The organism is Mesorhizobium sp. YR577 (genome assembly GCF_900116595.1).
In the GTDB taxonomy this organism is placed as follows: domain Bacteria; phylum Pseudomonadota; class Alphaproteobacteria; order Rhizobiales; family Rhizobiaceae; genus Mesorhizobium_M.
Genome location: NZ_FPBI01000054.1, coordinates 1 through 9804, shown reverse-complemented (window position 1 = coordinate 9804; position 9804 = coordinate 1). Strand labels below are relative to the sequence as shown.

Below are 9804 nucleotides of genomic sequence, written 5' to 3'. Positions count from 1 at the left end.
CGGCGGACCTGAAAGGATCGCCATTGGCCGGCGTGGTCCACCCCTCATCCTCCCCGACTGCGCCGGCCTTTCATCGGAGTAATTGGGCGTCCGACAACTTTTGCTGCAATTCGAGACCGACCGTTTATCAGAACGCCCGCTCCCACGGTTTAGCCGGAATACGGCATACAGACGATGTTCCGATTTCGATCGCCGGGTTCGCTGGCCGCCAACACGAGGCCGTGGGGCGAGTGGCTGTGTATCTATCTGGTCCTACCAAATTGCAAGTTTTCTCTTTCTGCGGCACTATGTCGGAAAGGAACACGGGATGGGAGATGCCAAAACAGTCTGAGATCTTAAAGATCGCCTTTCGACTGACCACTGACCACTGACCACTGACCACTGACTGCATCATGAAGCCAAAAGTTTCAATCCTGATATAGCGGCAGCTAGCCTGCAAATATCCATACGGGCTTCGCGGCAGGACGAAGAGATTTCCGCCGCTCAGGCCGTCCTTGCCGCGCTTGACCACCTCTCATCCCTATCGTGGGAGGATCATCGTTCGAGATTGTGGCAGGAGAGTAAGATACTGGTTCAAGAAGCTTTCGGGGTTCTGAAAGACGTTTATGACGATGCGAGCGTTCAGGACTATGTGCGGAAGGTGCCCACCGTTTACTCGACGAGGGTATGATATAGATCTTTGACCTAGCGGGCAGCAAATGTTGGTCATCAATCCAAAGCCCATCGGGAGAACATCCCTGATAGTGCGTTGCCGACCTCCTAACCTGCTGCCTCGCGGTTGTCTCGCGACGTGCTATTCGCGATACGAGCGCCGGGCTCAAAATGTAGCATCTGACGTTTTGGGGTCTAACTCCGTGGGCCAAGGCTCTACACAATGGTATATGGCGGCACACGCCAGCGCGACCGGCTTAGGGATCACAACCGGTCTGTTGCTCCCTCGGCGGCGTCCACTTTCGTAGTTTTCGATGGTCGGTTTGGACAAACCGAGAGCATAGGCTGCTTCTTCACGCGAAAAGCCCATGGCCCTGCGCCATTCTTTAAAATCGTCGGCAGTCATTGAATTCCTATCGCGACAACTATTCTGTCACGCAGGCTTAGACTTTGGACGGCCACTTCTGTTTCCATTGATCACTCCGCCGCCTGACCACTCAGAGCCCTGACGGCATGGCAGCGTCATAGCGTCTGCCTCCCGACCCGCGAGCGAACCTAATGCCATAATCAAGGTTTGTCGCCATCTTCTCGACTCCCGGTGGTGGAGGGTGGTCAAACTCCAAGCTCTAATGCGCCCCTTCAGGATTCGTTTCGTTTTGACGTCTGATAATGGCCACCCGTCATGACCCACCAGCACCTGAAAATCTTCACGATACTCAGCCGGATCATTCCAGTGGAACAAAGAACGCATGGGGAACGTTATGGTTGATTAGAGTGCAATGCCCCGGCAACCCCTTTTCAGCAATACGAGTTGCGAGGTGCCTTGGAGCACTTATAGGAGAACTCAGATGGATATCACCACGCTTCTCATAATTGTTCTCATCGTTCTTGTTCTAGGTGGCGGCGGCTGGTTTGTCCGAGGGCGCTGGTACTAAGGGCGCTGGTACTAAATGCCGCGTGGATTTGTCCCGAAACCAGTAGTGCCGTGATAGGTGCGACGGGATACCAGTTCGACGGCGCCGGCCAATCTGGATGCTAGATACGATCTCATGTGACTGAGGAGTTCCAGATCGTTCGACAGGAACACCGGGGTCAGGCCGAATTTGAAGGGCGCTTCACCAGCGTTGCCGATGTTTCTCAGGGCCATGCTTGCACCACCTGCCAGCCCGGCTATCACGAACCAACGCCTATTCAAGTGCGGGTTCCCACGCACTCGATTCCGACCTGCCGCTCCCAATTTCTCCTCCCGTCAGGGGCAACCCTGATGGGCAATCTTAGCCCAGATCAATAGGGAATGCGACGCACGTGCCGGACATGATCGGCTGGCTATGCTCGACGGGAAATATCTGATCTCTGAAATGCCGATCGAATAGCCAACTCCATTGAACTGACGAGTTCCCGGGGTGCGCCGCTCCATTTAGAAAGCACGAGTTCGGAGCTCCCCATCGACGGCAGCAACGTGCTGACATCCTCGACCCGCAGGTCTGCAGTCATTGAAACCTGGGGAAGCACCCCGACGGCCGTACCAGCTGCTATAGCGGCCCGAACACCTGCAAGGCTCTCACTAGTGCAAACCACCAGATAATTGACGCCCGACGTTTCCAGCAATTCAAGGCAGCGGCTTCGCCACCAACAGGCCTTGTCGAACAACGCGATGGGGAGCGGTGTTCGGGACGAAACGTCTGCGAATGCCGAAGCAGCCCATACAGCCGGCTCCCGATGAATCACGACGTCACCTGGCAACACGCTCTCAGGTGAGTGAATGGCAAGATCGAGTTGGCCTCGTGAAATCATCTCCGGGTATTCCGCGCTGAATCCGCAGCGTACGACGACCTGGGCGTTCGGTTGTGCATCCGAGAACGACGCCAGAATCAAAGCGAGAACCTTTTCGCCGTACTCGTCGGGAATACCGATCCGGATTTCTCCGCCTGGTTGATGCCCCCGCAGTTCAACGACGGCCTGATCCAAGGTCGAAATCACCCTCCTTGCGATAGCGAGCAATTTTTCCCCGGCTGGCGTGAGAGTCACACCGCGTCCGTGACGCTGGAACAGTAGATGCCCGACCGTTTCTTCTAGTCTTTGCACCTGGAGGCTGATCGCGGATTGCGTCCGCAGCAGACGGGAAGACGCCCGGCTGACATTCCCTTCCTGAGCGACAACAAGGAAGGTACGCAGCAGATCGCTGTCTAGCGAAGACCTTGCGCCATCGTTTGAACTCATGGCTGATATATACCCTATTCGTTTTTCTCATGGAAGCGATCGACTTAAGCTGAGATCAGCCAGGAGGTCGCCATGTCCCTTTCACCAACTCTTCCACGGTCCTGGAGCGGACCGGTCTGGATAGCGGGTATCGGATTTGCCGTTGCAGCCGCTCTCCTTTGGCCTGAAAGTGCCGTGGACCTCGCGCGGTTCGTTGGTGCGAGCTTCCTCGACATTGCACTGCTGATCGGTGCTGGTCTTGTCTTGTCCGCTTGGGTTGCGGCCAGCGGTGCAGGAACCGTCACGGCGGAGATTTTCCGCGGCCGCCCGCTTGCCACGATAATCCTCGCCTCTATTGCCGGGACGATCACACCGGTATGCGGAGTGACTGTACTTCCATTGATGACGGGCCTACTGGCCTCGGGCGTTCCCCTTGCTCCGGTGATGGCCTTCTGGCTGTCATCCCCGGTAACCGACCCAGCAATGTTTGCAGCCACCTGGGCGACGCTCGGTCTCTCGTTTGCCGTTGCAAAGACACTCAGCGCGTTTGGACTCGGCATCGTTGCCGGGGGTGTAACAGCAGCCTTAGGAAATACACCGGCGGTGAGAAACCCGCTCCGCCGGTCGAATCTGGTGGTCGGCGAAACCTGCGGTTCCCTCGCTGGTGGTGATTTCAAAGCTTGGATATGGGGTGATCGGGAAAGAAGCCGCCTCTTCTGGATCGACCTCCTGAAGACAACCAAGCTCGTGGCGCTTTGCCTCACCTTGGCCTTCACAGCTGAGTACCTATTGCGGGGTTTAGTCCCGGACCACCTGCTCGGCGTCTATGTCGGCGCGAACTCGCCCTTTGCAATTCCCCTCGCCGTCTCTGTCGGCGCCCCAATGTATCTAGACGGCTACGCGGCTCTTCCCATGGTGCGCGCCCTGCTGGACCTGGGCATGTCTCCAGGTGCAGCCCTTGCATTCCTGGTATCCGGCGGCGCCGTCAGCATCTGGGGCGTTCTCGCTGTGGTTCCAATCTTGAGGACATCCACGCTGATCCTCTTTGTCACCGTGGCCGTCATTGGTTCCGCCGCAGCCGGGTATTGTTTTGATTGGTACTGGAGCCTGATTTAATGTTCCGGCTGGTCCAATCTCTGATTGCGGCAGTGAAAAGGGTCCGGCATCCTACGCTTCGTTCGCAGACCTCAAGACGGCTGTCCGATCTCGACGAACGGCTGCTGGACGATATCGGGATTTCACGCGAACAGGCGCGAGACATCGATCAAGCTACTAACATCCCTTATAAATCCGCAACCGATTGCTACCAACCACCTGAAACCAAAGATTGATGTCCCATGTCCCATGTCCCATACAGACAGCTTTCAGCAACCGTTCCAGTTGTTGCGGATTTCTAATGAATTGCCTTCGTTCTGCTGCCACAACCTTGAACGCTAAAGCTTTCGCATTCGCAATTCACCTGATCGCAAATGATCTTGTAAGCTTCGTTCGCGCCGCCGCTTTCCGGACCGCCGCAAAGGCATTCGAGGGCTCGCAGAAGGTGTTCCGCAACGTCCGGCCGGTCGGCGTTGGTAGCGGTTTTGAATGCTTCGACGATCGCACGGTCGAGCGGCTTTCGCGGGGACATTGTCTCAACCTTCCTCGACTGTGCAATCTGCACCTTCCATCAACTGGAAGGTCAAGCGAATTCGATCAGGATTTCATTGAGCGGCCCTCTCCCTGTTCTTGTAGACACGATTCAGTTCGTCGTGCCTCTTGCGGAGTTCTTCAGGCCAGCGCGATTTGATGTAGGACAGAACGGCTACGATATCGTCGTCGCTCATCACCTCGCCGAAAGCAGGCATCCTCGTCTTGTAGTCCTTCAGGTTGGCCGCCTTTGCCACGCCCAATTTCGTAATGTTGAACAGCAGCTTGTCGGGATGGTGCCAGGTGTGTCCGTTTCGGTCATGCGGCGGCGCCGGCATGAGCCCTTCCTTGTCCGGGGTCTGCCAGTCCGGCTGGCCTTCTAGGTTACGACCATGACAGGCTGCACAGCGCTCGACATAGACGGCCTCGCCCCTGGCAATGATGTGGGCGTCATACGGTTCGAGAAGTCCCGGAGAATTCCGGAAGAGAAAAATATACCCTGCAAGAACGCCTGCCGCCGTCGCAAGCGCCACAATCACAGCAACGATAATCCTTGTCATCTATCCCCCTGTGTCGCCGCGCCGCAGCGCCTGCCGCTGACTGGGCGCGGTCAGCGAAAAAACAGGTATTTCACCAACGCGGCGATGCCCAGGACTGCAAGTACAAGGACAACCGACGCGACGAGGCCCATTCCCCACATCCCTCCTGACATCATTTGATCCATCATCGTTCGCTCCCGTTTTCGCCGGAACTTTCCTGGCATTTGCAGCCGTGCAGCCGGCATTTCTCCTCGATCAGAAAAAATCCCGCCAACTCTTCTTGGGGTGTCTGTGGGTGCAGATCATAGATGTTCCTTTCCTATTTTTACTAACGAAACCGCTGCGGCTCCTTGGCCTCCTGCCCTCCCAAAAGGACAGCGGCCCGCGGTACAGCAGATGGCCTGCACCGCATCGGTCACGCATCATTCGGTCGTGTAGACGGCTGGTTTCTTGCCGTCCTTGGTGATGGCATAGATGGTGAAGGTTTCGGTCTTTTCGCCCACCATTCCCGGTGATCCCATTGGCATGCCAGGCAGCGAAATCCCGGCGATATCCGGCCTCTCGGTAAGAAGCTTTTCGACGGACTTTATCGGCACGTGGCCATCGATGACGTAGCCGTCGATGAATGTCGTATGACAGCCTTGTAAGTCCTCGGGCACACCGGCCTTCCGGCTGATTTCGGCGAGATCGTTGGTCGGCTTGACCTCGACCTCGAAGCCGTTCTTGCGGAGGTATTCGGCATAACCTTCGCAGCAGCCGCATTGGGGGTTCTTGTAAAGCAGGGCCTTGCGCGCTTCGTCGGCGTGAACAGCGGTGAGGCCGGTTGCGAGAAGTGTGGTGAGAGCGAGAATGCGAAGCATTGGCGTTTTCCTTTCGATGTGGCTGTTGGACATTTCGGTCCGGTTCATCTCTGTCATCATGTCTTGTTTCTCCCGTTCCCCACCCTGAGCACGGTCATCAAACCGGCCATCTGATGGTCGGTGACATGGCAATGCAGCATCCAGTCGCCGGGATTGTCGGCGACGAAGGCAACTTCGACGACGTCCCTGGGGGCAAGAAGGACGGTATCGGCCCATTGGTTGTGGGGCACAGCCACACCGTTGCGTTTCAGCACCCGGAAGCTGAAACCGTGAAGATGCATCGGATGCCACCATGCGGTGTCGTTGCGCATCGAAACGATATGGCTGCGGCCCTGTGCCAGCGTCACGAGCGGCGGCATGCCCGCATGGCCGTCACCCGTCATGGAGGTGCCGTTGATCGACCAGAGGGCTCGGCCAGCCGTCATGCCGGGCATGGCTTGCATACCCGGCTTCATGTCGTCAGCTGCGGTGTGGCTCATCATGCCGCCCTGAAGGGCCAGTTCGAGGCGTTCAGCATTGCGAATATCCGGTTCGGGAAGCGGATTTCCGGGCAGACGCAAGGAAGCATCCAGAGGGCTCTTCCTCAGCGGCGTTTGGGTCGTATATGCGAGAGCGGTCAGTTCGTAGGAGAGACCGTCGTAATAGTCGTCGACAACGACATGGCGGCTACCCGGCGCGCCCTGCATGTCGATGATCAGATCGATGCGCATTGCGGGACCAAGCAGCAGCCTGCCGCCATCCGGTTCGTGGGGGTCGCAAGGCTGGCCGTCGATGGCGACGATGAAGGGGCTATGCCCCTCGAACTTGAGCGCCATAATGCGGGCCAGCGACGTGTTGACCAACCGCAGGCGAACGCGCTCGCCTGCCCGCATGCTTTGGTCTCCCGGAACCTTGCCGTTGAGGGTGACGACGTTGCCGACGCGACCCGACATCGCCGCCTCCATGCGATTGCCGAATCCGGAGGCGATCTGCCCCTCGGAATTCAGGCGCCAGTCGGTAAGGACCCACAACAGATCGCGGTCGACATGAACGGGCTCCGCCTCCTCGACAATCAGGGCGCCGGCGAGGCCCCGGCCCAATTGCTGCAGGCTGTCGGCATGCGGGTGATACCAGAAGGTGCCGGCGTCCGGCGGCGTGAACTCGTAGACGAAGCTTTCGCCGGGCTTGATCGGCGGCTGCGTCAAACCGGGCACGCCGTCCATCGCGTTCGGCAGCCGGATGCCGTGCCAATGGACGGTCGTATCCTCTTCAAGGCGGTTTTCGACGACAATGTGGGCCGACCGCCCCTGGCGAAGCCGGATCTCGGGTCCTGGAATGCGGCCGTCATAGGCCCAGACATCGGTAAGCGGACCCTTCTTTCCCCCAAGAGCGACTTGGCCGCTACCCGGTGTGATTTTGTACTCGACGGCATCTGCCGCGAACCCCGGCGGCGGTTTCAGCACTGCAGTTGCGGCAACGAGGCCTGCGCCTGCCCGGAGAAACTCCCGGCGGGACAGGGCAAAATTCGAAATGACAGTCACTTCCAAACCTTTCGACGGCAAGCGCAGATGGCCGGAATCGCGGACACAAACGCCCGCTGGCCATCGCCAATTCACACCTGCTTGCCAAAATGACAGCGCAGGTGCACCCGGACGCCGGATCAACCCATGGGACGGATTCGTGGCGTCAGATGAAGAAGCCGAAGGGTTTTGGAGGATATGGGTCCGGAACGGCATCCCGTCCGTGCAGGAATGAAGACCGCAACGGCGTCAAACGAGGTGCTGGAGGCGCGATGCCAAATGCCGGATTTTCCGGAAGCAGGGCCAGGACCGGAGCGACACAGACCTGGGGACAGACCGTCATTTTGCCGCCGTCGGTGCCCTGATCCGGGCAACCGGAGCAATCGCCATCAGTCGGCATCGCCATGCCGGAGGTCATCGCCATCTTGACCGCCATGTCGCTGGCTTGAACAGGAGACAAGCCCAAGCCCGCAGCCACGGAGACTGCGATCAGCAAGGCAAGGAGACGTCTGACCGACCAGCGCATAAGAACAATCTACAGCGGCAGCGGCGTATTCTCAACATAAGTGTTTGCCTGCCGCCGCGACCCGAAGGCCACCCGCCCCTCGCATCAATCAAGCAGCCGCAGGAGATTCACCGCTCGTATCCGCGCTTAATGGCACCAACACTCCAGGGAAAGACCTCCAAGCAGAAGGCTAACGATCCCAAGCATCACGGGAGATCTGTTGGGAGAAATCCGGTAAATTGCGTCTCGCGTCGAGCGAGAGACAGTTTCAACGAACCCCGAGTTTTCGAGCATTTCCGAGAGAACCGGCTGGAGATACAGAATGTAAACCGTGGAGCCGGGTGCAAGAGAACTTTTCAAATTCCCGAGGATTGTGCGCAGAACGCTCTCACCGAACGGATTATATAGGAATACAACCATGTTTTCCGCCGGGAATTCCCACGTTGCAGCATCCGCGTAAAGCGATTGGACGTCACGCGCTCTGAATTGATCCCGGCATTTGCTGATGTTTGCGGCGGCGATGGCGTGCATCTCGGGTGAAAACTCCACGCCAACAACCCGCCGAAAGGGATAGCCGCCGGCAACCAGCAAGGCCCGCCCCTTTCCGGAGCCAAGGTCGACAAACACGTAGTCCGAAGGATCAATTGGCAAGCTTTCGATTGCCGTTTTGAGTGTCTCGGGATCGCAACTTTGAAACCGAACGCCCGCGTCCCGGTTCGGACTGACAATGCGAAGCCGCCAAAGCGGTACAATTCCATCTGTGTCGGTGCCGTTCTGGCGATCGAAAACGCTGGTTTTCAGCTTTAAAACACTAAGGACGTCAATTAGCCTGAAAGTTTCCCGTATGACGTATGCTGCCGTGTTGCGGCTACCGTGTTGCCTGACTCTCTGGGCTATTTTTCGGAACAATGCTTTCAATCGGCTGTTGCGCCAGCGCAGCGTCTCGAACATGACTGCCCCCTGAACCCCCCACCCACTCCTGTTTACGAAAAGGCCCTTTGCCTGTCGCTAATCTATGTTGAAAATGCTTGATGGCAGCGGCGCCTTTGTCCGTTTTCTTCACTCTGAATTGCCAAATTCGTCTGGCCCCGCACTTGGCGGAGCCAGACGAAAGCCGAGCGCTGCGATCAGAGGGCAGCGCTTGCGTTCGTGCTAAGTGCTGCAAGGACAAACTACGACGCCAAGAAATAGTCGATCGGCTGCGCAAACATTCCTGTCTCCTCTCCGCCAGACACAGAACCTGGATGGTGGTCGAGTAGCTCAGCCATTCGGCTTTCGCCCTCACAGATCCGGGCGGGCGGATTTCCCGCACCCGGCTCTTCCCGAGGGTAACCCGCGTCATATCCGTGCTTGCGCCCAAGTTCGAGTAATGCGCGGAGTTGGCAGAGGGAAGCGCGCCGTCAGGGTCTCGAACTCCGACCAGCCCATGCGCCGGCTTTTCTGGCTGCGCCGTCTCAGACACCGTAGCCATATCCGGCGCATTTGCCGTTGAGCGCTGGGTAGTTGTGCGGCCTGCCGTAGTAGCCGTAGTGTCCACGCAGAACGGCGGCGAACCACCTGTGCTGCGCAGCCAGTGGCGCGTGCATGAGCCGCCAGGCATCCTGGCGCAGCGCCGTCAGCTTGCGCGTCAGGCGTTCCCCTTCCGTCTTGTGCTTCACGATGAACCGGCCATCCCGGGTCCGCCCGCAGTAGTGGGTGAAGCCCAGGAAGGCGAAGGTCTCTGGCCGCCGTTCGCCACGCCGCTGTCGTGAGATAGCCGCGAACCGCCCAAACTCGATCAGCCGCGTCTTGTCCTCATGGAGCGTCAGGCCAAAGCTGGCCAGCCGCGCCCTGATGGCGGCGATCGGCGATATCGCCCGCTTCAAGAGCCCTCAGAAGCTGGTCAGCTATTTCGGCCTTAATCCACGCGTGCGCCAGTCAGGCTT

At 58.3% G+C, this 9804-nt stretch carries 11 protein-coding genes and 1 pseudogene; 3 read left to right on the top strand and 9 right to left on the bottom strand.

The window, feature by feature from the left end; translation table 11 throughout:
- Positions 1 to 817 precede the first annotated feature (817 nt).
- From BM413_RS32030 to BM413_RS32020, 3 genes are all read right to left on the bottom strand, one after another.
- The gene (locus tag BM413_RS32030; protein WP_091918874.1) at positions 818 to 1057 is read right to left on the bottom strand and encodes a helix-turn-helix domain-containing protein; all 240 of its coding nucleotides are present in this window, start codon (positions 1055 to 1057) and stop codon (positions 818 to 820) included.
- A gap of 540 nt (positions 1058 to 1597) precedes the next feature.
- Entirely contained in the window at positions 1598 to 1798 is a 201-nt protein-coding gene (locus BM413_RS32025) for a hypothetical protein (RefSeq protein ID WP_175544531.1), read from the bottom strand.
- A 179-nt stretch (positions 1799 to 1977) separates the two neighbouring features.
- On the bottom strand, positions 1978 to 2871 hold the full coding sequence (locus BM413_RS32020; protein WP_091918873.1) for a LysR substrate-binding domain-containing protein: 894 nt from the start codon (positions 2869 to 2871) through the stop codon (positions 1978 to 1980).
- Positions 2872 to 2943: 72 nt separating this feature from the next.
- Between BM413_RS32020 and BM413_RS32015 the strand changes: the two genes are divergently transcribed.
- A complete protein-coding gene (locus BM413_RS32015; protein WP_091918872.1) occupies positions 2944 to 3966 on the top strand; it encodes a permease in 1023 nt (340 codons plus the stop codon).
- Entirely contained in the window at positions 3966 to 4181 is a 216-nt protein-coding gene (locus BM413_RS32010; RefSeq protein WP_091918871.1) for a DUF1127 domain-containing protein, read from the top strand. The genes BM413_RS32015 and BM413_RS32010 overlap by 1 nt, the downstream gene beginning before the upstream one ends.
- Positions 4182 to 4550: 369 nt before the next feature.
- Here BM413_RS32010 and BM413_RS32000 read toward each other — a convergent pair whose 3' ends face one another.
- The 6 genes from BM413_RS32000 to BM413_RS31970 form a co-directional block, all read right to left on the bottom strand.
- A complete protein-coding gene (locus BM413_RS32000) occupies positions 4551 to 5036 on the bottom strand; it encodes a c-type cytochrome (protein WP_091918869.1) in 486 nt (161 codons plus the stop codon).
- Positions 5037 to 5437: 401 nt separating this feature from the next.
- The gene (locus tag BM413_RS31990) at positions 5438 to 5875 is read right to left on the bottom strand and encodes a DUF411 domain-containing protein (protein ID WP_091918875.1); all 438 of its coding nucleotides are present in this window, start codon (positions 5873 to 5875) and stop codon (positions 5438 to 5440) included.
- Positions 5876 to 5931: 56 nt separating this feature from the next.
- The gene (locus tag BM413_RS31985) at positions 5932 to 7395 is read right to left on the bottom strand and encodes a multicopper oxidase family protein (RefSeq protein WP_139238715.1); all 1464 of its coding nucleotides are present in this window, start codon (positions 7393 to 7395) and stop codon (positions 5932 to 5934) included.
- Between the two features lie 145 nt (positions 7396 to 7540).
- Positions 7541 to 7834: a hypothetical protein gene (locus tag BM413_RS31980; protein ID WP_244538147.1), complete on the bottom strand. Its 294-nt coding sequence runs from the start codon at positions 7832 to 7834 to the stop codon at positions 7541 to 7543.
- Positions 7835 to 8026: 192 nt separating this feature from the next.
- Positions 8027 to 8830, bottom strand: a complete 804-nt coding sequence (locus tag BM413_RS31975; protein ID WP_091918866.1) for a class I SAM-dependent methyltransferase — start codon at positions 8828 to 8830, stop codon at positions 8027 to 8029.
- 503 nt (positions 8831 to 9333) lie between these two features.
- The gene (locus BM413_RS31970) at positions 9334 to 9744 is read right to left on the bottom strand and encodes an RNA-dependent RNA polymerase family protein (protein ID WP_244538149.1); all 411 of its coding nucleotides are present in this window, start codon (positions 9742 to 9744) and stop codon (positions 9334 to 9336) included.
- On the opposite strand from BM413_RS31970, the pseudogene BM413_RS31965 reads away from it, so the two are divergent.
- A pseudogene (locus tag BM413_RS31965) lies at positions 9695 to 9804 on the top strand (transposase); the annotation flags it as partial. The gene BM413_RS31970 and the pseudogene BM413_RS31965 overlap by 50 nt on opposite strands.